Origin of the sequence: Chitinophaga sp. (genome assembly GCF_039596155.1) — a bacterium.
In the GTDB taxonomy this organism is placed as follows: Bacteria; Bacteroidota; Bacteroidia; order Chitinophagales; family Chitinophagaceae; genus Chitinophaga.
Window position 1 is genome coordinate 38,543 of the sequence record NZ_JBCNKF010000022.1, and the last position, 23,591, is coordinate 62,133.

The following is a 23,591-nucleotide window of genomic DNA, read 5'->3' on the forward strand; positions in this document are numbered from 1 at the left end:
GCTTTCGCAAACCTTTCATAGTTTTTGGCCCGGCAAGTTTTTACGCTCAGCAGAGCTGAGTGTAAAAACTTGCCAACGGGTTTAATATATCTTGTTCAGCGCATCTACGTAAGCATGCATAGAAGCGTTCACAATATCAGTCGAAGTACCATATCCATAGTAACTCTGACCGTTATGTTTCACCCTCATATTCACTTTGCTCACATCCTTGCTACCACCTCTCATTGACTGAATATTAAATTCATCAATATCTATCTGGTCTTTGATGATCTCATGTATCGCATTGATCGCTGCATCTACCGGACCATTACCGGCAGAACTGGCTTCCTTCTCTTCACCATTGATCTTCAGCTTCACAGTCGCCATAGGACGCAGTGGGTCACCACACACTACCTGCAGCAATGTTACCTTGATTGCCTTATCATCTGTATAATTCTGATCGTTACCATTCCCCATCAGTTCCAGCAGATCTGCATCAGAAATTTCTTTCTTGCTGTCTGCCATCACCAGGAAGCGTTGGTACACTTCGTCCAGGTTCACTTTATCCAGTTTATACCCCAGGCGCTCCAGGTGGTGCTTCAGGGCATGACGGCCACTGCGTGCAGTCAGGATAATTGCATTGGATTCGATACCTACATCTTCCGGATTCAGGATCTCATAGTTTTCACGATGCTTCAGCACACCATCCTGGTGAATACCGGAGCTGTGTGCAAATGCATTGCGGCCAATGATCGCCTTATTCGGCTGTACCGGCATACGCATCATGGTTTCTACCATGTTGCTCAGCTGGTACAGTTTCTTAGACTGAATACCGGTATGATAACCCAGTGCATGGTGGGTTTTCAGGATCATCGCTACTTCTTCGAGCGATGTATTACCTGCACGCTCACCAATACCATTGATTGTACATTCTACCTGGCGTGCACCGTTGATCACACCTGCAATTGAGTTGGCAGTAGCCATACCCAGGTCATTGTGACAGTGAACAGAGATAATTGCTTTATCGATGTTGGACACATGATCTACCAGGTACTTGATCTTTGCACCATACTGGTCAGGCAGACAGTAACCATTCGTATCAGGAATGTTTACAACAGTCGCACCTGCAGCAATCACTGCTTCTATCATCTGCGCGAGGTAAGCATTGTCAGCGCGGCCGGCATCTTCTGCATAAAATTCTACATCGTCAACGAATTTACGTGCATATTTTACGGCATCAGCAGCACGCTTCAGGATCTCCTCGCGGGTACTGTTAAACTTATATTTAATGTGCATATCGGAAGAACCGATACCTGTATGAATACGCTTACGCTTAGCAAAACGCAGGGCTTCTACGGCAGCATCAATATCCATGGTGTTCGCACGGGTCAGCGCACAGATCACCGGCTCACTTACAGCTTTCGAAATTTCTACTACGCTCTGGAAATCGCCGGGGCTCGATATTGGGAAACCGGCTTCAATAACATCTACTCCCAGTGCTTCCAGTTCCTTGGCTATAGTGATTTTTTCAACTGTTGTCAGCTGACAGCCAGGTACCTGTTCACCATCACGGAGAGTAGTATCGAAGACGTATACACGATTTTTATCGCTCATCTTATGTTGATTTGTTATTGTTTTTAAAATTAGCTTAAGTTCTCCAGTACTTTGGCGCCCATGGCATCAGTACCCATCACCAGGTGATTTTCTGTATGCTTGTTGGCTATATCCATTGTACGGAAGCCTTGTTTCAAAGTAGCTTCCACAGCCTTGATCACACGCAGGGATTCATTTTTCAGTCCGAAAGAAATATCCAGCATCAGGGCTGCAGACAGGATAGATGCCAGTGGATTGGCAATACCTTTGCCTGCAATATCATGTGCAGAACCATGGATTGGCTCGTAGAAACCAACGCTGTCACCTACAGAAGCGGAAGCCAGCATACCCATAGAACCAGCGATCTGAGACGCTTCATCTGTCAGGATATCGCCAAACAGGTTGCCGGTTACCACCACATCGAAACGTTTAGGATCCTTTACCAGTTGCATAGCGGCGTTATCGATGAACATATGTTCTACCTCTACGTCCGTATATTCTTTTTCCAGTGCCTGTACTACTTCGCGCCACAGACGGCTTGCTTCCAGTACGTTTGCTTTATCTACAGAACACAGTTTCTTACGACGGGTGCGTGCTGCTTCAAATGCTTTGCGCGCAATGCGCTCTACTTCGTACTTATGATAGATCATCAGGTCAGACGCAGTATTGCGGTCTTCACTACGTTTCTTTTCACCAAAGTAAACATCGCCAGTCAGCTCACGGAAGAACAGGATATCTGCTCCACGCAGGATTTCCGGCTTGATGCTGGAAGCTTCCAGCAGCTCATCAAACAACTTAATAGGACGCAGGTTTGCATACAATCCCAGTTCCTTGCGGATCTTCAGTAATCCCTGTTCAGGACGTACTTTCAGCGTAGGATCATTGTCATATTTGGCATGTCCGATAGCGCCAAACAGGATAGCATCACTCTTGCGTGCTTTATCCAGTGTTTCATCCGGCAGGGGATTGCCGGTAGCTTCGATAGCTACGTGTCCCATGATGCCTTCTTCAAACGTAAAGTTGTGCTTGTAGTTTGTTGCTATAGTTTCCAGCACTTTCCTTCCCCAGGTAGTCACTTCTTGTCCGATACCATCACCCGGAATTACCAGTATTTTTTTGTCTACGCCCATTTAATGTTTTGTTGAGTTAAAGCGAAAAGTTAAAAATTAAACTCCCGGGTGGCTTCGTAAGCTTCAATTTCCTTACGCAGGCTTAACAGGTAGTCAATATCATCATAGCCATTGATCAGGCATGCTTTCTTATATGGATTGATGTCGAAGGAAGTTTCCTCACCTGTAGATACAATCTTCAGGGTTTGCTTTTCCAGGTCAACAGCCAGTCTCGCATTTGCATCTTTTTCGATTGCAGTGAAGATCTTTTCCAGGAAGGCATCAGTTACCTGAATAGGCAGGATAAAGTTGTTCAGTGCATTATTTTTGAAGATATCTGCAAAGAAACTGCTGATCACTACTTTGAAACCATAGTCAGCAATCGCCCATGCAGCGTGCTCACGGCTGGAACCACAACCAAAGTTCTTACCAGCCACCAGTACCTGGCCGCTGTAAGTAGGATTGTTCAGAATGAAATCAGCTTTAGGTTGGTTGTCGCCATCAAAACGCCAGTCGCGGAACAGGTTCTCACCAAAGCCTTCACGTGTGGTAGCTTTCAGGAAGCGTGCCGGAATGATCTGGTCAGTATCAATGTTTTCGATTGGAATAGGAACTGCTGTAGATTCCAACTGTTGAAAATTCTTACTCATTATATATCGCCTCCCGGAAGAGGACTTTAAATTTACATGTTTTACAAATTATTGTGCGTCTGCAATTTTCGTTGCTTTCACGCGCAACCTTACATATTTAGTATACCATTTGCCATCACGGAAGTTAGTAGCACGCAGGCTTTCCTGGGCAGCCTGGAGGATCGGTAACCTGTCTGCCGCAGGTATTGCTTCAAGGTAATGTGCCCCGAACATCTGCAGCCATTCTACGATACCATTTTCCGGATCAGCCAGCTCTGTTTCACGATCAAAGTAGTTCAGCTGATTCACCCGGAAACCGTATTCTTCCAGCAGGGAAGTATACTCACCCGGAGATGGAAAATACCAAAAAGGTTTAAATTCATATCCCTTTTCTTCCATCGCTTTGCGTAGTGCACCCATGATGTCGTCTACGTTCCCTTTGCCTCCCATTTCCAGTACCAGTCTGCCTCCTGGTTTCAGGTGATGCCAGATCCTGTCCAGTACCTTTTCCTTCTGCCGGATCCAGTGCAGGGTAGCATTGGAAAAAACCGCATCGAAGGTTTGGGGCAGCGAAAAAGTGGTCCCATCTGCCACCTCAAAATCGATAGCCGGGAAATGACTCTTTGCACTGGCAATCATACTGGCGGATGCATCAATTCCTTTTACTGTTGCACCCTGCTCAGCAATCTGAGCAGTGAGTTCACCTGTGCCACAGCCCAGATCAAGGATGGTTTCCCCAGCTTTGGGTTGCAGCCATTCTACTACGCTGTTACCATAGTTGAATACAAAGGCATGCTTTTCTTTATATAAATCCGCGTTCCAGGCCATGATTATACTTTTATACGAGTTCTCTTACATCTGTTACTTTACCAGTGATCGCTGCAGCTGCTGCTGACAGTGGACTGGCCAGGAAGGTACGGGCGTTTGGACCCTGGCGACCTTCGAAGTTACGGTTAGAGGTAGAGATGCAATACATACCGGCAGGTACTTTATCTTCGTTCATACCCAGGCATGCAGAACATCCTGGTTCGCGCAGCTGGAAACCGGCAGCTTCAAATATCTTGTCGATCCCTTCTTTCTTTGCCTGTGCTTCTACCTGCTTTGAACCCGGTACGATCCATACTACCACATCGTCTGCTTTTTGCTTACCCTTTACAAAGTCAGCCACCATACGCAGATCTTCAATACGGCTGTTCGTACAGCTACCGATGAATACATAGTCTACCTTCTTGCCCAGCAGTCCGCTGCCAGCCTCAAGGCCCATGTAATCCAGCGATTTCTTAAAGGAAGGTTTTTCCTTTTCATCCAGTTGTTCCAGGGATGGAATGTGCTGGGTAACACCAATACCCATTCCCGGGTTGGTACCGTAAGTGATCATTGGTTCAATATCTGCAGCATCAAATGTGATCACTGAGTCAAACTCAGCATCTGCATCAGAGTACAGGGTTTCCCAATAAGCCAGGGCTTTATCCCAGTCTGCACCTTTAGGCGCAAACTCACGGCCCTTGATATAGTCGAAAGTAGTCTGGTCAGGAGCGATCAAACCGCCACGTGCACCCATCTCGATACTCATGTTACAGATGGTCATACGAGCTTCCATGCTCAGGCTGCGGATCGCCTCGCCGGCAAATTCCACGAAGTAGCCGGTAGCACCGGATGCGGAGATTTTGGAGATGATATACAGGATGATATCCTTCGATACCACGCCTTTTTTCAACTGGCCATTTACCTCAATTTTCATACGTTTTGGACGGTATTGAAGCAGGCATTGGGTAGCCAGTACCATTTCCACTTCAGAAGTACCGATACCGAAAGCGATAGCACCAAATGCACCGTGGGTGCTGGTATGGCTATCGCCACACACGATGGTCATACCTGGCAGGGTAATACCCAGCTCAGGGCCGATTACGTGTACAATTCCCTGGTAAGGGTGGCCCAGACCATACAATTCTACGCCAAACTCTGCTGTGTTCTTTGTCAGCATTTCTACCTGCTTGCGGCTCAGCGCTTCCTTAATAGGCAGGTGCTGGTCCATAGTTGGTACGTTGTGATCGGCAGTAGCACGGGTCTTGCCAGTACGGAATACCGGAATGCCCCTTTTGCGCAATCCGTCAAATGCCTGCGGACTGGTAACTTCGTGGATAAAATGCGTGTTGATGTACACTACATCCGGAAACCCAGGTTTACTTACCACGATATGATTGTCCCAGATCTTGTCAACTAATGTTTTTCCCATTCCGTAATTACTTTTTATGAGCCTGTTACACAAAATTGCTACATTAAAATTTCCAATATGCTTTACTTCGTGCAACACAGGCGAAATCATTAATTTTGTGCTTCCCTGTTTGTTTGTAACTTCAAATCTAATAGCAAACCTTAATTACCATATAGCTAAATTTGCTTTAATTACGATATATAACATAGCCTGACGAGAAATAATTGTTTGATTGTCAGTCAATTATAACATATTATAAACGATGTCCAACAATCAGCATGATGCGCTCTTTATATTGATAAAAACGCTCACCAAAGCAGAAAAACGGAATTTCCAGCTTGCTTTCAATAAAAATAACACGAAGGAAGACGTTTTATTCATCCAGCTTTTCAACACACTGGACAAACTGAAGGAATATGATGAGGAACTGATTCTCAAGAAAATACCCGCTATCAAAAAGCAACAGCTGAGCAACGTGAAAGCTCACCTGTACAAACAGTTACTCACCACGCTCCGCCTGCTCTACAAGCAAAAAGACCCATTGATAGATCTGCGGGAACAACTGGATTATGCCCGTGTACTCTACAGCAAGGGGTTGTATAACCAGAGCCTGAAACTCCTTTCAAAAGCCAAAGCCATGGCCATTGAACAGGAAGAGGTAATGCTAAGTTACGAAATCATTGAATTTGAGAAACTTATAGAAAGTCGTCATATTACCCGCAGCCTTGAAAACAGGGCAGATGAACTGAGTGAAGAAAGCCGGGTGATAGAGCAGAAGCTGAGTAACATCAGCAAGCTGTCTACGCTTTCCCTTCGCATGTATGGACTTTACCTGAAGCTGGGTCATGCCCGGGATGAGCGGGATGCCAATATGGTAAAGTTGTTCTTTGAAAAAGAACTACCAGCTAATTGTCACCAGGATATGAGCTTTTATGAAAAGATCAACCTGTACCAGGCCTATAGCTGGTATTACTACATCCTGCAGGACTTTGTGATGTTTTACCGGTATACACGTAAATGGGTAGACCTGTTTACCCTGTATCCTTCCCTGCAAAAGACAGATGTGGAGCTGTACATCAAGGCCATGCACAACCTGCTTACTGCACAGTTTTATACGAGTAATCACGAGAAATTTATCCGTGACCTGGGTACGCTGGAAACCTTCATTGCTGACAACAATGAAACCTTCAATGAGAATACTAAAACTACTGCATTTGTCTATGTGTATACTGCGCGGATCAACCGATATTTCCTGGAGGGAACATTCAGTGAAGGGTTAGTGATTATCCCGCAGCTGGAAGCGGAGATTGCAGAACATCAGCTAAAGGTAGATCAGCATAGGGTGCTGCTGTTTTACTATAAGATCGCCTGCCTCTACTTTGGAAGTGGAGACAACAACAAAGCGATTGTATACCTGAACAAAATCATTCATCTGCGTATTGGCAACCTTCGTGCAGATATCCAATGTTTTGCCCGTATCCTGCACCTCATTGCTCATTACGAACTGGAAAATTACAGCCTGGTAGAATACCTGATCAAATCAGTCTATCACTTCATTGCCAAGAACAAAGACCTTGGGCAGATGATGGAAGAAATATTGAAGTTCCTTCGTAAGAATATCTATGCGAATCCGAAGGCATTGAAAAGTGCATTTGCCAGCCTGAAGGAAAAACTGGTGCAACTGTCGCAGAACCCATACGAAAGAAGATCATTCCTGTACCTTGACATCATCTCCTGGCTGGAGAGTAAGATTGAAGGCATCCCGGTACAGGATGTGATCAGAAGGAAATTTGTAAAGAGAGAAAAAAGAATTTAAACCTCTCCGTCATATGAACATTTACCCGCCGTAGTGCGGATGAGGAGCCGGCAGCTGGATGTTGCTTTACCTGTTGTTTTAATAACCGTTATTGCTCAACCAGCCGGCCTATTACCACGGGGCCTAATAAACCCGCCGGCAGCAAATTCCATTCAGGACGGATGAAGATATTGGTGTGAGTAGCACGTTGTGCTTCGGGCAGGCCTCTGTCTCCCACCAGGCGGTTTCGCCAGCTGTTGATAACAGTGATCTGCAGGTCGTTCCGCCCTTTTTTCAGGGATACCGGCACGCTGAACGGAGGTGTCCATACAATGCCCAGGTCTTTTCCATTTAAGGATACCTGTGCGATACCGACATCCTGTATATCGCCGAGGTCGAGGTAAAGAGAATCAGTTGATGTGCCATTCCAGTTAAATGACTGTCGATAAGTAGCCGCACCTGAATAGTATTTCACGGCGGAATCAGGGTAGTTCGTCCAGCTTTGCAAACTTGTAAATGTCTTGGCGGGAAGGTTTTTGAATTGTACCTGCCAGGGCGCATGTAGCGTGTCTTCTGGGATAAAGACATAGTTGTTTGTTCCGGCTTTGCCATCGCCGGTAAAAGGTTTCCTGAAAACGATAAAATAAGACCCATATGGCGCAAAACCCAGCGACATAGTAGTGAATCCCTTTTCCTGCCTGAAAGAAGAAATTTGACGTATTTCTCCCGTTACAGGATCCCAACATTCAGGCTGTCTGCCAGTGACCCGGCAACTCACATTTACCTTTACAGCAGTATCGGCCCTGTTGCTTACAAAGTAATAGTCGATGCTATCCTGCTGATGGTGTATCCAGTTTATATTTTCGCCAATAAAATCGGGCGTGAGGGTTACATGGGTTTGCAGGGAATTTACCTTCTGGCGGATAGTTTCGGACAATTTATAATCTGCGGGCACTACCAGTTTCCTGTATCGCATACCACCGGGTAATTCCAGCAGGCCATTCTTCAATTCCATTTTCATCAGCTGTTCTTCATTGATCACATCGTAGTCATTGAAGGGTAATACATGTGCCGGATCGCTTTCTTTGTTCCTTGCAATATTCGGTACATGATCCCCATAAAAATAAACCACGTCAGCAATAAATCTTCCTTGCTGCATCATGTACTGTACCCTTGCCATATAGTTAAAAAAACCATCTGCCAAAGGCCACCAGGTAATATGGCGGTTCAGGTGCGTACCTGCAAAATATTCCTGTCCCGGCTCACCCATAGCGGCAGGTGAAGAAGTGAACGTATGGAGGAACACGAGATTCAAGCCTGCACATACCTCATGATCGAAAGCGCTTTTCATGTCACGCCATATTACATCGTTCCAGTGTTTCCCGATGGTGGTAAACGCCTCTGCACCCACCAGCCGTTTATTGTAAATATGTGCGGCACTTGCAGCCTGCTTTACAAAAAAACGGCTATCAGGATCCGGGCGGTGTGCGGAAGGTGACCAGAACTCACTCATCATAATATCGCTATGTCCGTAGTTTTTTAATCCATCAAAGAAACCGACGTGGGGACCGGAACATTCAGGTCCTATGCCCATTCCATATTTGGCGGCATGCGTTTTAAATACTTTGTAATGGTAATCAGATACGAGGTCGCCGATCGTCTTCCTGAAATCATTCAGGAACTGGTTGCTGGAATCGGGGCTATCGATGATTTTCCCGGCTACTACCGGCAGGTAGGGTAACAGGTCATATCCTCTGCGGGCCTGGAATTCTTTGCGAAAGTTTTCCGTCCAGTTAATTCCGCCCAATTCCCAGCTGTCTGTTTGCAGGTAGCGTAGTGTCGTACCAGCTTCTGTCCCGATACCATCCAGCAATGGTTTAACATGGGTATTCCAGTACCTGTCAAAATGGGTAGCATTCATATAGTCGATCACAAGGCCCTGCCATTTGCCGCTGGCGGTAGAAATGCGTGCACCATTGTTGGTATAACCGAATCGCATGATCACCCATTTGCCTGCAGGAGCCTTCCATTTCAGGCGTCCTGTATGATCCATGCAACGGGTGATATCAAGTACTTCAGCGTGATGGGCATTTGCTTTGCCCACCACATCGTTCTTCAGTAAATAGCGGGTATCTGCGGCGGAAAATCCGGCTTCTTCAAAGGCCGCCTTTTTGTGCAGATCTTTCAGGGGATGTATCCCTGCAGTATCTCTCCATGGAAATGCCAGTACGGCAATATCCCTGTAAAATCCTATCCTGGCGGGCGGTATCGCCAATTGTACCGCTATTATCTTATTTCCTGTCAGTGTAGTATCTGACCAGGTGATATGTTTCGTTGCTTCCTGTGGTGTTACATCCGGCGCTCCGAGGTTCCAACCGCTCTGAATATTCAAACTCAGCTCCAATCCTAATCTATGCGCTTCTCTGACTGCATGCTGAAATAAGGCGACCCACTCAGGAGAACCAAACATAGGACCCTCCGGTACATTCCCATTATCCCGTTGATTCTGCCCACCTGCATCTACAATGCAAGCACCACTGAAACCCTTGTCTTTCATAGCTTCCAGGTCCAATGTGATGCTTTCTTTTGTGACATTGCCATTGAGCCACCACCACCAGCAACGGATGCCGGCGCTGGCAGGAGGATGTGCAAATAAAGCGGGGGTTATCTGTTGAGCATAGCTAAGCTGGCAAAGCAGCATCAGAAGAATGAATATGTTTTTCATAGCGTAGATACCGGGCAACTATAGTGAACTGATGACCTGTCTCTTTCCTTCCCGGGCCGACTTTCGTGCAGCCTCCAGGATTTTCACCACAATCAGGTTATTGTTCAGGGAAGATAAGTCATTACCGGGTTGTAGGGTGCCATTTAAAACAGCTGCCAGGTATGTCAGGTTATCTGAATAAGCAGGCATGGGTACGGTCAGCGCCTGTGTACTATCCTTTTTCCTTTGTTGTAATTGACTTGCATTCAGTGCATGCAGATACCCACTTTTACCAAATACTTCCCAGTCTTTGATACTAAAAGGCCAGTTCCAGCTAGCCTCAATAATACCGGTCGCATCCGGGTATTCCAGCAAAATAGTCGCATCATCATCTACCCTGGGATATACTGAAGGTTTGATATGCCTTGTCACTGCAGTTACAGCGATGGGTGCTTTTCCATTCATCAGCCAGGTCATCAGGTTAGCGCCATAACAACCAAAATCCACAATTGCTCCTCCCCCGTTTTTTACAGGGTCTGTGAGCCAGTTGGTAAAATCCCTGCTGCATCCGATTTCTATCGGGCCTTCATGTCCGTCATGCACGATCATTTTTCTCACCGGGCCAATAGCGTCTTTATGCACCAGTTCATACAGGTACTGATTCGTGCTATACCAGGTAGTTTCATAATTGGTGAGCACAGGAATGTGGTACTTTTCTGCCAGTGCGGCTATTCGTGTAGCTTGCGCCACTGTAGCAGCGAGCGGCTTTTCTACCATTACCGGAATACCTTTAGGGGCACAGGCTTCTACTACCAGTATGTGTTCTGCTACCGGGTTATAACCCAATACAGCATCCGGATGCACCTTTGCCAGCATGGTATTCAGATCAGGATAAAACAGCGAATCGGGCAGGTGGTAACTTTTTTTGTACCTGGCTATCAGCGCAGTGTCGGCTTCTGCAATACCGGCTATGCGCACCTTACCTTCTTTAAACTGATGCATGAGCAGATGTACATGATCATGACTGAGACCTGCTACCCCCACGTTGAGCAGTTGACGGGCGGTAGACATAGACGTAGATAACAGCCCTATACATAACAGGCTGTATCGGATTAACTGCTTCATATAAATGTTTGTTTATTCTTCGGCCACATTCAGCACCTTCCATCCATCTTCATCCCTGAAGGTATATAATTGTTGGCGACTTTTTCCCCCATCAGGGAAAATACAAACTTCGGTAATGAGATAAAGGTTCCCGGTCACCTTCTTTCTTTCAGGGAAAGCCCGAAGCAGGTTGTGGAATACGGGGAAACCCTCTTCTTCCAGGTTCTTGATAAAGGAAAGGCGGAGTACCTCTGCAGTGGTTTCTATAATTTCAGGACTGCTGAACCTGTCGTTCATTTTTTCCAGCAGTAATCTGGCTTCTTCATAAAAGTTTTTGCAGGACACGGCCTTATCTATGTCCTGCTCGTCATAAGCATCTTCCAGGCAAAGGATGGCACCTTCCGGTGTAGAAAAGTCATGTGAGAAATAGTCAATTCCCTCATCAATGTATAATCCTACCTGCCTGTCAAACTCAGATAATTCGTGCCCCGGCAATCCTTCACGGATGGCACGAATAGTATAACCACCAATGAGGCGGCCATTTTCAATAATCATCCAGTCAGTAATAAACCGGGGATCAATACCTATACGTTGATTGATGGAAACAGAATTAACATACACAGGTTTGTTACCTACTTCTCCATACAGATTGCCTTCATCATCAAAGCTAGGAGTGGTTAACCAGATATGCTCGCGGTTGTTCCCATCATCGATCAGTACTTTTACAGAGAAGTATTGCTGTGCAGGTGTTGGTGATAACAAACAATCCTGAAAGTGATGCATACTGGATCTGGCTTTTTCAATGGCCCAGTTCATACGCTCATCAGAATCAGGGATATGTACTACAGGTAATTGTTCATTGGAAGCAGGTTCGCTACGCTTCCCGAAGAGTTTTGAGAATAAGCCCATGGATAAATTCAATTAAAGACGCGGTTGATCAGTCCCTACGTTTACGCACTTGAAAAACGAATATAATCAATTTGAAATAATATTTATCACGTATAAATACAATGAGGGTTGCCTGGTGGCAACCCTCATTTTCGTTCTCACAGGATAGTTACAGCATTTCGATTACATGTATTGCGATTAATTACAGCCTGAATAATATAGCGGCGATGATCCTGTCTTCAGACTTCACAAGGTCCGGGCGCCAGTCTGCCGGCAATGGAGTGGTGGTATAACCGGTAGGAGAAGTCACACCTCCTTTGCCTGCGAAGTAGGGTACGCTTGCATGTCTGTGCACATACTCAATCCTGAAAGTCAGGTTTTGATTGGGCATCCAGTCCAGGTTAGTACTGCAATCCCATGCGGCAAACTGATCACCGGGATTAGCAGAGAATGGATAGGCCCCTTCTGTTTTGGTAGGATCTGCGGGGTTAGGCAAAGGGCTGGCCTGTCCGGTAGGATACAGCACCAGGTAACGGCCGGGGTTTTTCATTACACCGCCACCGATGGTCCATGCCAGGTGATCATGGGCAAACCAGGTACGGTTATAGAACATGGCACTCAGGAAATATTGGGCCGGTCCTTTGGTACTATCACTGTTAGAGAAGCCATTCACCCCACCTCCTTTTTCGAAACCGATGTCACCGGTGAGGGAGAAGGCCATTTTAGTAATTCCATTAGAAGCAGGTTTATTGTAATATCTGTACAGCACACTGTTATCTGAGTGAAAACGCTTACGGTCCGGAATCATTGCAGCATCTGAGCCATAGTAGTTGTTCGTAACCAGTTTAAGATTATCATGTGGTGCATAAGTGATGTTGAATCCTACGCCGGGCATAGCATTGAATTTACCATAGCTTTGCCAGCCGTTGATGAGCCATGGTTCGATTTTTAAATGTTTGGAAGGAAAGATCTGCACACGTACACCGTTGAAAAACCAGGGTGTATTATCAGAGGTAAAGCTGGCCTGGTATTCCCAGTTTTCCACCTGATAGTAAGAGTTCAATCCGATGTAGGACATGAACATACCGGCATCTACGTTGATGCCATACCACTTGTTAAAATGGTAGCCGGCATAGGCTTCACTGATATACCTGTAAGCATTATTGAGTTGGTATTGACCTCTGTACACACTATAGTCATTGCGTGGTACGACGATAGAACGGGTACCAAATTGTGTAACGATGCGGCCTCTGGCGCCATTGTAATTAAACTCACCACCCAGGGCAGCACTGGATACCTGTATTTCATTGTTGCGTGACAGTGCAGTGGAACCAACTACCGTATTGTCATTAGGATTGTTGAAAGAATGAGTATAGTTCACATCCAGCATCACGATGCCAGTCACATACTTCGACTGCAGATTGGGTTGATCTCTTCTGTCATTTCCGTTTTGCCAGGTCCAGTCCATTCCGCCAAAGGGCACTTTGGTCGTATCGGGTGCCTGCGCGAATGTTTGTAGAGAGACAGATGCAAGTAGAAGTACGCTTAAAAGGTTGTTCATTTTTGTATAAGTTTATTCGATGCCGGATAATAGCCGAAAATTGTTCCGGTTCTGGCATGAAACATTCAAATGCTTTACTAACAGGCATTTTGATAAAAAGTTCCTTTACTACGCAAAAAAAAAAGCTTCTCATTTTGAGAAGCTTTCTAAGAAAATGAGAGGGGCTTACTGTACGTCGGCCAGTGGTGGCTCGTATTTATAATACCGCATACTAAAGATCGCAAATGCCAGCACCTGCAGGCCCACCACCAGGTACCAGTATAAATACGCCAGGATCATGAACAGCGATATGACTATCGAAATAAGTACCCAACGAAAATATTTATCCTGATCCAGCCGTGGAAAGTATAACAGCATTCTCCACATGACCAGCATTGATACACTCAGGCAAATAAACAATAATTGATCTAGTGGGCCTGCCACCTGAAAAGTTCGCACAGCGAGGAAAAGAAATTCAGGCAGTAACAACACAAAATACCCAGCAGATGTTTGTGCATATCTTTTCCACAGTGTGATTGGCAACTGTATAGACATCGATAATTTCAGGTCATCGAATTGCCTGTGATTAAAGACCAGTACAGTATGGGCCAGTAATACCAGCAAAAGGCCGACCAGCATGAAACGTAATTCGTAGGGTTGTTCCATCAGCGAGTAAGTAGCGATAATGATCAGCCCTGTTATGCCTTTTGTAATGAACAGTGACCGGCTGCCATTATTCAACAATTCATATAAGTAATATGCCCACAATGGTTTGGTGAATAACCGGTTCAGTTGTTGCTGCCACCTGATGAAGAGAGAGGTAGTACCGGGGCTTTTCATCTTACGATCATATACAAACAACGGGACTATGGACATCAGTAACTGAAAGAGGATAATAGTAACAACGGCGCCTATATGTTTTTCTTTAAAGGCGATACTTGCCGCTACACCGCCATAGGCGAGTGCAGGCAGATACAGGGAGCAATGAATACGGAACCAGGTGCGCCATTTATGCATACCTTCCAGTACGCCCATTGTTGCGTACAGGTATAAAGATTCTCTTGCGCTTAGTGTTTTCAGAACAAATAATATACACTTCACATTGTACGCTGCCCAACCCAGTAATACCAGGCAAAGGAAATCTGCATTGCCGGTAAATCCTCTGATCAATGCCAGGTGATAAGAAAGCAACATATTGCCGGGTACAATTCCAAAAAAGAAATAGAATACCAGGAAAAAGAGGGCCGCATTACTTGCATAGAACCGGCCGGTAAATATTTTAGATAACGCCATGAGCTGCTACAATATTTTTATCCTGTACCTGTAAGCGGATAGAACTGCCCGAAACTGGCTGGTGTGAACTAATAATAAATGTGACGCCATATCTGGTATGGAATTCTTCGACCAGGTTATTGATCAGCGGAACAGTCTGCACATCCAGCGTAATAAGTGGTTCATCGAGTAAAATCACCCTGGGGGTACCGGTGAATGCCAGTACCAGCGATAGTTTTTTCAACATGCCACTGGAGTAGCCGCTGACAGGTCTGTGGATAAACTCATGAATACCTAACAGGTGTATGATCTGGTCCAGGTCTTTGTAACCTTTTCCTTTGGTTTTCAGGTATAAGCTCACCAGGTCTTTTCCGGTCAGGAAACCGGGGTAAACAGGCTCTGCTTCTGCATAGCTAACGAGGCGTCGGAATTGTACAGGTTGCTGTTTAGCCTGCACGTTTTCCACACTGATTTCTCCCTGGCTTGGAATCAGTGCGGCCATTACTTTCATGCTGGTGGTCTTGCCGGCTCCGTTTCCTCCTAACAACCAATAGGTTCCATATTCCAATTGGAGATCAGGGATATTCAGAACTACATGATCCTCATAGGCTTTAATCACATTTTTTAAATGGAGAACGGGTGCGGACATGATAAATGATTATACTTTCTGCTAATATTGTACAAATAATTTTTTTTATCCTACTGGTAGTAAATGAATTAACAAAAAATTGGTAAAAATTTAGCCGGATTTTCGGAAAAAAAACTAAATAATATCTAAATAATTTTCTATGTGCAAAACACTTGCGGATAGATTTAATATTCCCCAATCTCCCTGTCCTGCTTCATTTTATAATTACCCACATGGTTTTTCCACAGGTCGTTAATAACTTAAAATATAGCCAGTGAAGATCATTGTTACATTTGTATCAGTTCATGGCGAAATTGTGTTGTTACAAATCCCCGAGAAAGAACACCAGCGCAATGCACCAGTCCTGAACAAACCAGCGTACGTATAATAAGAAAGGGTATCACAGAAAAAGGGTTCAATAGCAAATTAATTGGCGGGAACGTCTCCTTTCCGTAATGTCCTTGCATGTCTATATACGTTAACCATAATTAAATTAATTGAGTTGATGAACTACGAGAATGAACTCCTTTTAAAGGAAAATAAGGACCGCTTTGTATTGCTACCAATCAATTATCCCGCTGTATGGGAAAAGTATAAGAAGCACGAAGCCAGTTTCTGGACTGCAGAAGAGATAGATTTGAGTGGGGACCTGAAAGACTGGGCAAATCTGAACGATGGTGAACGTCACTTTATTACACACGTACTTGCATTTTTTGCAGCCAGTGATGGCATTGTAAATGAAAATCTGGCCGTTAACTTCATGAGTGAAGTGCAGCTGCCGGAAGCACGTTGTTTTTATGGTTTCCAGATCATGATGGAAAACATCCACTCTGAAACCTATGCATTACTGATTGATACTTATGTAAAAGATCCGGTGGAAAAAGATCGCCTGTTCCATGCCATCGATACGGTACCTGCTGTGAAGAAAAAAGCAGAATGGGCGCTTCGCTGGATTGAGAACGGCAACTTTGCAGAGCGCCTGGTAGCATTTGCTGCAGTAGAAGGTATCTTCTTCTCAGGAAGTTTCTGTTCTATTTTCTGGTTGAAGAAAAGAGGTCTGATGCCTGGTCTCACCTTCTCCAATGAGTTAATTAGCCGTGATGAAGGACTGCACTGTGAATTTGCTTGTCTGCTCTATAGTATGCTGGAGCAAAAATTATCAGAAGAGCAGGTACACCAGATTATTTCCAACGCTGTTGAAATTGAAAAGGAATTCATTATCGACGCACTGCCTGTAGCATTAATAGGTATGAACAGTAAGCTGATGGCGGAATACATTGAATTCGTAGCTGACCGCTGGCTGTCAGAATTAGGTTATAGCAAAATATATAATACTGCAAATCCGTTTGATTTCATGGAGATGATTTCTCTCCAGGGAAAAACCAACTTCTTCGAAAAACGTGTAGGTGATTATCAGAAAGCAGGTGTAATGTCTGGAAAAGATACACAGACATTCAGTCTCGATGAAGATTTCTAATTATTTACCGGATTCATGTATAAAGGCATAATAATTGCAAGCTATAAGCTGACATTTTTTGCCCACACACATTCTAACACACTAACCTTTAAATTCATTTAACCATGTTTGTAATTAAGCGCGACGGCCGCAAAGAAGCGGTAAAGTTTGATAAGATTACTGCCCGCGTTGAAAAGCTTTGTTATGGATTAAATGCGGATTATGTAGATGCTATCGACGTTGCCAAGAAAGTAATTCAAGGTTTGTATGATGGTGTAAATACCACTGAGCTGGACAACCTGGCTGCAGAAACAGCCGCTTCGCTTACTACAAAACATCCGGATTACGCACTGCTGGCTTCACGCATTGCAGTAAGTAACCTGCATAAAAATACAGTGAAATCATTCTCTCAGACAATGAAGAAGCTGTATGAATATATCGATCCTAAAGTTGGGAAACCTGCTCCATTGATCTCCGACGATGTGATGGAGATCATCAGCAAACATGCAGAAATTCTCGACTCCAATATAATTTATGACCGCGATTTCGCATTCGACTATTTTGGTTTCAAAACACTGGAACGTTCTTATTTATTAAAGATAGACGGGAAAGTGGCGGAACGTCCACAACATATGTTGATGCGTGTGGCGGTTGGTATACACAAAGAGGATATCGACGCTGCCATCAAGACCTATAACCTGATGAGCGAGCGCTGGTTCACGCATGCTACGCCTACCCTGTTCAATGCAGGTACGCCTAAGCCACAGATGTCGAGCTGTTTCCTGCTCACTATGCAGGACGATAGCATCGAAGGTATCTATGACACACTTAAGCAAACTGCAAAGATCTCACAGAGTGCCGGTGGTATTGGCCTGAGCATTCATAACATCCGCGCTACGGGTTCTTATATCAGCGGTACTAATGGAACATCCAATGGTATCATTCCTATGCTGCGTGTGTTCAACGATACTGCACGCTATGTAGATCAGGGTGGTGGTAAACGTAAAGGTGCATTTGCTATCTACCTGGAACCATGGCATGCTGACATCTTTGAATTCCTGGATCTGCGCAAGAACCATGGTAAAGAGGAAATGCGTGCAAGAGACCTGTTCTATGCACTGTGGGTACCAGACCTGTTTATGAAACGTGTTGAAGAAAATGGCGACTGGAGCCTGTTCTGCCCACACGAAGCACCAGGCCTGCATGAATGCTGGGGTGAAGCATTTGAGAAATTATATACACAATACGAAAGTGAAAACCGCGCACGTAAAACTGTAAAAGCGCAGGATCTGTGGTTTGCTATTCTCGATGCTCAAATCGAAACAGGTAACCCTTACCTGCTGTATAAAGATGCTGCGAACAGCAAATCAAATCAACAGAACCTGGGTACTATCAAGAGTTCCAACCTGTGTACAGAAATCATCGAATATACAGACGCGAACGAAGTAGCTGTATGTAACCTGGCTTCACTGGCACTGCCACGATTCGTGATCGATGGTAAATTTGATCACCAGCGTTTATTTGATGTGACGTACCAGGTCGCTATTAACCTGAACCGCATCATTGACCATAACTTCTATCCGGTTGAGCAGGCTCGTAACTCTAACCTGCGTCATCGTCCTATCGGACTGGGCGTACAGGGCCTGGCTGATGCATTCATCCTGATGCGTTATCCATTCGAAAGTGAAGAAGCAAAACAACTGAATAAAGAGATCTTTGAAACCATTTACTTTGCAGGACTTACTGCCTCCAAAGATCTGGCTATAAAAGAAGGCGCTTACGAAACCTTCCCGGGCTCTCCGGCATCCAAAGGAATCCTTCAGTTTGATATGTGGAGCGTAACTCCTTCTGCTCGCTGGGATTGGGCTTCACTGAAAACAGAGATCAAGAAACATGGTATTCGCAACTCCCTGTTGCTGGCTCCCATGCCTACCGCATCTACTTCTCAGATCCTTGGTAACAACGAATGTTTTGAACCATACACTTCCAACATCTACACACGTCGTGTATTGAGTGGTGAGTTTGTGGTAGTAAATAAGCACCTGCTGAAAGACCTGGTAGAACTGGGCCTGTGGGATAATGATATGAAGAATAAGATCATTTCTGCAAATGGCTCAATCCAGAACATCCAGGAAATTCCGGCTAATATCAAAGCATTGTACAAGACTGTCTGGGAAATCAAACAACGTACAATAATCGATATGGCTGCCGATCGTGGAGCGTTCATCTGCCAGTCTCAGTCGCTGAACCTGTTTGTAGATACACCATCTGCTGCGAAGCTGACATCTATGCACTTCCATGCATGGAAGAAAGGTCTGAAGACAGGTATGTATTATCTGCGCACACAGGCTGCTGCACAGGCGGTACAGTTCACTGTAGAAAAACAGGGTGGTCAGAATATGGAACCTATGATCGCTGCTACAGCACCTGCAGGAGAAAAGAAAGTAGACCCGAAGTTAGATGAGGTGGAGATAATTGAAGGTGCAGTATGCACTATGGAAGAGGGTTGTGTAACTTGTAGTGCGTAAAATGAATTAAATTTTATAAGGTACGCAACAGGTGTACCTACAATTAAAAAAGCTTTTGCCATGGGCAAAAGCTTTTTTAATTGTATTTATTCTTCTTCTTCATATCCCCATTTCTCCAACAGCATATTATATTGTTCATCGGGCAAACTCCTCTTGTCATAATGCCCTGCCAGTGTCTTCTGCCGCATAGCTTCATAAATACTCACCGCACAGGCAACAGATACATTCAGTGATCGGATAATGCCCATTTGCGGAATAATAAAATTCCCGTCGGCAGCTGCCAGGAATGCTTCTGATACACCCGTCTGTTCATTGCCAAATACCAGTGCAACAGATTCTTTAAAATCAATATCATATAAACTCACTGAATCCTGTGCAAGATGTGTGGTCATCAATTTATCATATCGCTGCTTCAACACTTTAATACATTCATGCACATCGGTAAACTTATGATGCGTCAACCATTTATTGGCACTGGATGAACTTTTGGCGCCCCATTTCTTTACCCTTGGCGGCTTGTTATTCACCGTAAAAATTTCCTGTATACCCACTGCATCACAGGTACGCATGATAGCAGCGATATTATGTGGATCCTCTATATTATCCAGCACGACTGTGAGGCCGGCCTGGCGTCTATTTAGTACAGATAATATGCGTGCTCTACGTTCAGGTGTCATAATCAATCAGATATAAAAATTCAGGAGCAAAAGTAAGCTAATTTGAAGAATACGAACTTTACTTGTTATCTTCAATCGGAATATATAAACCTATATCAGCCACATGTTAAAGAAGATCCTGAAAGTAACAGGCATACTGCTGCTCGTACTAATAGTAGCAGCTATTGCTATTCCTTTCCTGTTCAAAGGAAAGATTATGTCCATCGTTAAGACTGAACTGAATAAGCAGTTAGAGGCGGACGTTGACTTTAAAGACGTGGATATCAGTTTGATCAGGCACTTCCCACGCCTTGCCGTGGCACTGGAAGACCTGCAGGTGGTAAACCGCGCGCCTTTTGTCGGAGATACACTGATCTCCGTGAAAAAAATTGATGTGGCATTGAACCTGATGAGCGTAATTAAGGGAGAAACCTACGATATCTACAACATCAATGTCGATGCACCACGTATTCACGCTATCATCAACAAAGACGGTAAGGCAAACTGGGATATCACCAAACCAGATACTGCCCGGATCAATCCTGCAGATACTGCTGCGACTAAGTTTGCAATGAGCCTGCAACAGTACAAAATCGAAGATGCTTATATCGAGTATACTGATCGTCAGGGAGATATGAGTATGATCATCGAAAACCTGGATCACTCAGGCAAAGGTGATTTTACACAGGACCTCTTTACGCTTACCACTTCCACAGAAGCGGAAGCTGTAACTTTCCGTTATGGTCTTATCCCCTACCTGCTACGTACCCATACCAAAATGGATGCAGACATCAAAGTAGATAATAAAACCAATACCTACACTATCCAACAGGCTAAAGCCAGTCTGAATAACCTGCAGCTCACGGCACAAGGTTCTTTCACCCTGGTGAATGACAGTACTTATGGGATGGATCTGAGCATGAAAGCGCCTTCTACCCAGTTTAAAGATATCCTTTCACTGGTACCGGCTATCTTCATGACAGATTTCGAGAAGATCAAGACATCTGGTACAGCAACATTCGATGGCTTTGTGAAAGGTACTTACAGTGCTACACAGATGCCGGCATTTGGCCTGAACCTCCAGGTAAAGGACGGGTTCTTCCAATATCCCGACCTGCCTAAGCCAGTAAAAAATATACAGATCGCCCTGAAGGTCAACAATCCTGACGGTGTACCTGATCATACAGTTATTGACATGCCTGCTGCACATCTTGATATGGACAATACCCCACTGGACCTGCGCCTGCTGGTAAAAACACCTATCTCTGACATGTATATAGATGGTGCTGCCAAAGGTAGCCTGGACCTTTCAAAAGTGACCCAGTTCGTAAAACTGGACGAAGGAACCGCTGTAAGTGGTATTGTAGATGCTGACGTAAGTGCGAAAGGCAACATGAGCGCCATCGAAAAGCAACAATATGACCGTTTCTATGCAGCAGGCAGCATCCTGGTGACTAACCTGCTGTATCGCAGCAAAGATTATCCGGATGGCGTAAAGGTGAATAACCTTTCCATGAAATTTAATCCAAAGAATGTAACTGTAGAATCATTCGACGGTCAATACATGGGCACAAATTTCAAAGCCAATGGTGCAGTAAATAATATGCTGGCCTATGCATTCAAAAACGAACCATTGGATGGTAACCTGACCGTGAAGGCAGATCAGATTGACCTGAATAAATGGATGGGTACGGAAACTACTGCCACCGCGACAACGGATACCCCCAGTGCACCATTTGCAGTACCTGCTAATCTGAACCTGAGTCTGAATGCAACAGCAGACAAGGTACGCTATGATCAACTGGATCTGACCAATGTAAGCGGTGCACTGCTTGTCAAAGATCAGACCGTTACTATGCAACAGGTGAAAGCCAATGCTATGCAGGGTACAATGGAAGTAAATGGTAGCTACAGCACAAAGGCAAATCCTAATACCCCTGATATCAGTATGTCTTACAATGTACAGCAGATAGATATCCAACAGGCATTTAAGTCATTCAATACGGTACAGAAACTGATGCCAATCGCACAGTTCATAGGAGGTAAAGTCACGTCTCAATTGAGTATGAAGGGTCAGCTGGGCAAGGACATGATGCCTATCCTGAACAGCCTCAACGGAGATGGTAACCTATTTGTACTGGAAGGAGCGTTGCAGAAATTTGGGGTAGTAGACCAACTGGCGAACACCCTGAACGTGACTGCCTTGAAAAACCTATCCCTGAAGGACCTGAAGACTTACTTCTCCTTCGAGAACGGAAGAGTAAAAATCAATCCATTCACACTGAACTTTAACGGTATGCACATGCAGATCGGTGGTTCTCATGGTTTTGATCAGTCATTGGATTATACGATGCTGATGACCCTGCCGAGGAGTGTAATTGGCAAACAGGGAGATGCCCTGATTACCAGTCTGACAACCCAGGCAAGTAACAAAGGTATACCCGTAAACGTAAGTGATAGTATTCATTTAAATGTTTTATTGGGAGGAAATATCTTAAAACCAACTTATAAAACTAACTTGCAGGAAACCGCTGGCAATACAATAAATAACCTGAAAGATCAGGCTGCTACTTTAGTAAAAAATAAGGTAGACACAGTAAAGACAGCGATAAAAGATACTTTGCAATCCGTTAAAAACCAAGCGGTAAACACCGTTAAAGAAGCAGCGAAAGAAGAGCTGGCCAAGCAGTTACTTGGTGGAAAAAAGGATACTTCGAATACAACTACGACAACCAACAAAGCAGAAGATTTGAAGAATGTTGGGAAAGAGGCGGTAAAGGGGATCGGGAACATATTCAAGAAAAAAAGCAACTAGGCAACACATTAAAATCATTTATATACAGCTATAAATGGGAGAATGTACCCTTAATTTCATTTTTTTTTGGGGTTTTTCTTAATTCACTAAATTGGACAACTTTTTGTCTGACATTTTTATCACCTTAGCAAAGCCGTGGAAAATTGCTTATTCTCCATCCTTTGAATGGATGACATGTTAACTTGAGAGAAAACCTAAATAAGTATATGGAATACGAGCGTTACATATCAGATGGCCTAATCGAAAAACACTTTCTTGGGTTCGCTACCCTGGAAGAAGAAGAAGACCTGCGAATCCATTTGAACATTTTTCCTGAATTACATACAGAAATGGAAGAAGTAGAACGTCGTATGGAGCGGGCTGCATTTAAAGATGCTCCAATGCCTCCGGCTCATATTAAAGTTGCTTTGATGCAGCGGATTGCTCTGGAAGAAGCTACCAGACAAGCAAGTGTGTCATCCCGTGCGCAGAATAAGGTGTATAGAGATGTCGCACCACCAGCAGATAAAATAACTGTTCATATAGGATGGAAAATATTTTTGATATTCTTTCTATCCTCGATTGCCCTGTCCCTGTTAGCCATTTTGCTATACTACAGACAAGTGGTTGGTAAGTAAAATGTTAAAGCCCGCTCGAATGAGCGGGCTTTGTTATTCTTGCAATAAGGTGGCCAATGGCCA

At 44.5% G+C, this 23,591-nt stretch carries 17 protein-coding genes; 5 read left to right on the forward strand and 12 right to left on the reverse strand.

Annotation, left to right across the window (positions count from 1 at the left end; all coding sequences use genetic code 11):
* Positions 1-81: 81 nt before the first annotated feature.
* Genes ABDW33_RS20585 through leuC form a run of 5 tightly spaced genes read right to left on the reverse strand, consistent with a single transcriptional unit; the run spans position 82 to position 5,546 of the window.
* Positions 82-1,593, reverse strand: a complete 1,512-nt coding sequence (locus ABDW33_RS20585; protein ID WP_343691983.1) for a 2-isopropylmalate synthase — start codon at positions 1,591-1,593, stop codon at positions 82-84.
* A 29-nt stretch (positions 1,594-1,622) separates the two neighbouring features.
* Positions 1,623-2,702 carry a 3-isopropylmalate dehydrogenase gene (leuB, locus tag ABDW33_RS20590; RefSeq protein ID WP_343691984.1) on the reverse strand — a complete coding sequence of 360 codons (1,080 nt, stop codon included), beginning with the start codon at positions 2,700-2,702 and terminating at the stop codon, positions 1,623-1,625.
* A 29-nt stretch (positions 2,703-2,731) separates the two neighbouring features.
* Positions 2,732-3,331: a 3-isopropylmalate dehydratase small subunit gene (gene leuD, locus ABDW33_RS20595; protein WP_343691985.1), complete on the reverse strand. Its 600-nt coding sequence runs from the start codon at positions 3,329-3,331 to the stop codon at positions 2,732-2,734.
* A gap of 48 nt (positions 3,332-3,379) precedes the next feature.
* Positions 3,380-4,138 (reverse strand): methyltransferase domain-containing protein, encoded by a 759-nt coding sequence (locus ABDW33_RS20600; protein WP_343691986.1) that lies wholly within the window; start codon positions 4,136-4,138, stop codon positions 3,380-3,382.
* Between the two features lie 10 nt (positions 4,139-4,148).
* Positions 4,149-5,546: a 3-isopropylmalate dehydratase large subunit gene (leuC, locus tag ABDW33_RS20605; RefSeq protein ID WP_343691987.1), complete on the reverse strand. Its 1,398-nt coding sequence runs from the start codon at positions 5,544-5,546 to the stop codon at positions 4,149-4,151.
* A gap of 241 nt (positions 5,547-5,787) precedes the next feature.
* Here leuC and ABDW33_RS20610 point away from each other — a divergent pair, with 241 nt between their 5' ends.
* Complete coding sequence (locus ABDW33_RS20610) at positions 5,788-7,341, forward strand: hypothetical protein (protein WP_343691988.1); 1,554 nt, start codon at positions 5,788-5,790, stop codon at positions 7,339-7,341.
* A gap of 88 nt (positions 7,342-7,429) precedes the next feature.
* On the opposite strand, the gene ABDW33_RS20615 is transcribed toward ABDW33_RS20610, so the two are convergent.
* The 6 genes from ABDW33_RS20615 to ABDW33_RS20640 all read right to left on the reverse strand — a co-directional run bounded on the left by ABDW33_RS20615 (position 7,430) and on the right by ABDW33_RS20640 (position 15,477).
* Positions 7,430-10,045 (reverse strand): glycosyl hydrolase, encoded by a 2,616-nt coding sequence (locus tag ABDW33_RS20615; protein ID WP_343691989.1) that lies wholly within the window; start codon positions 10,043-10,045, stop codon positions 7,430-7,432.
* Between the two features lie 18 nt (positions 10,046-10,063).
* Positions 10,064-11,149 carry a Gfo/Idh/MocA family oxidoreductase gene (locus ABDW33_RS20620; RefSeq protein WP_343691990.1) on the reverse strand — a complete coding sequence of 362 codons (1,086 nt, stop codon included), beginning with the start codon at positions 11,147-11,149 and terminating at the stop codon, positions 10,064-10,066.
* A gap of 12 nt (positions 11,150-11,161) precedes the next feature.
* The gene (locus tag ABDW33_RS20625; protein ID WP_343691991.1) at positions 11,162-12,037 is read right to left on the reverse strand and encodes a DUF2314 domain-containing protein; all 876 of its coding nucleotides are present in this window, start codon (positions 12,035-12,037) and stop codon (positions 11,162-11,164) included.
* A 181-nt stretch (positions 12,038-12,218) separates the two neighbouring features.
* Positions 12,219-13,577: an outer membrane beta-barrel protein gene (locus ABDW33_RS20630; RefSeq protein ID WP_343691992.1), complete on the reverse strand. Its 1,359-nt coding sequence runs from the start codon at positions 13,575-13,577 to the stop codon at positions 12,219-12,221.
* A gap of 165 nt (positions 13,578-13,742) precedes the next feature.
* Positions 13,743-14,849, reverse strand: coding sequence for a hypothetical protein (locus ABDW33_RS20635; protein ID WP_343691993.1), 1,107 nt, complete (start codon positions 14,847-14,849; stop codon positions 13,743-13,745).
* The gene (locus ABDW33_RS20640; protein ID WP_343691994.1) at positions 14,836-15,477 is read right to left on the reverse strand and encodes an ABC transporter ATP-binding protein; all 642 of its coding nucleotides are present in this window, start codon (positions 15,475-15,477) and stop codon (positions 14,836-14,838) included. Before ABDW33_RS20640 ends, ABDW33_RS20635 begins: the two co-directional genes overlap by 14 nt.
* Positions 15,478-15,961: 484 nt before the next feature.
* On the opposite strand from ABDW33_RS20640, the gene ABDW33_RS20645 reads away from it, so the two are divergent.
* Positions 15,962-16,933: a ribonucleoside-diphosphate reductase small subunit gene (locus ABDW33_RS20645; protein ID WP_146967206.1), complete on the forward strand. Its 972-nt coding sequence runs from the start codon at positions 15,962-15,964 to the stop codon at positions 16,931-16,933.
* Between the two features lie 104 nt (positions 16,934-17,037).
* Positions 17,038-19,440 (forward strand): ribonucleoside-diphosphate reductase subunit alpha, encoded by a 2,403-nt coding sequence (locus ABDW33_RS20650; protein ID WP_343691995.1) that lies wholly within the window; start codon positions 17,038-17,040, stop codon positions 19,438-19,440.
* Positions 19,441-19,526: 86 nt separating this feature from the next.
* Here the strand turns inward: ABDW33_RS20650 and ABDW33_RS20655 are convergent, their stop codons facing one another.
* The gene (locus ABDW33_RS20655) at positions 19,527-20,117 is read right to left on the reverse strand and encodes an RNA methyltransferase (protein WP_343691996.1); all 591 of its coding nucleotides are present in this window, start codon (positions 20,115-20,117) and stop codon (positions 19,527-19,529) included.
* 103 nt (positions 20,118-20,220) lie between these two features.
* On the opposite strand from ABDW33_RS20655, the gene ABDW33_RS20660 reads away from it, so the two are divergent.
* Both ABDW33_RS20660 and ABDW33_RS20665 read left to right on the forward strand, forming a co-directional pair.
* Positions 20,221-22,911, forward strand: coding sequence for an AsmA-like C-terminal region-containing protein (locus ABDW33_RS20660; RefSeq protein WP_343691997.1), 2,691 nt, complete (start codon positions 20,221-20,223; stop codon positions 22,909-22,911).
* A 206-nt stretch (positions 22,912-23,117) separates the two neighbouring features.
* Entirely contained in the window at positions 23,118-23,528 is a 411-nt protein-coding gene (locus tag ABDW33_RS20665) for a hypothetical protein (protein WP_343691998.1), read from the forward strand.
* The last annotated feature ends 63 nt before the right edge of the window (positions 23,529-23,591 follow it).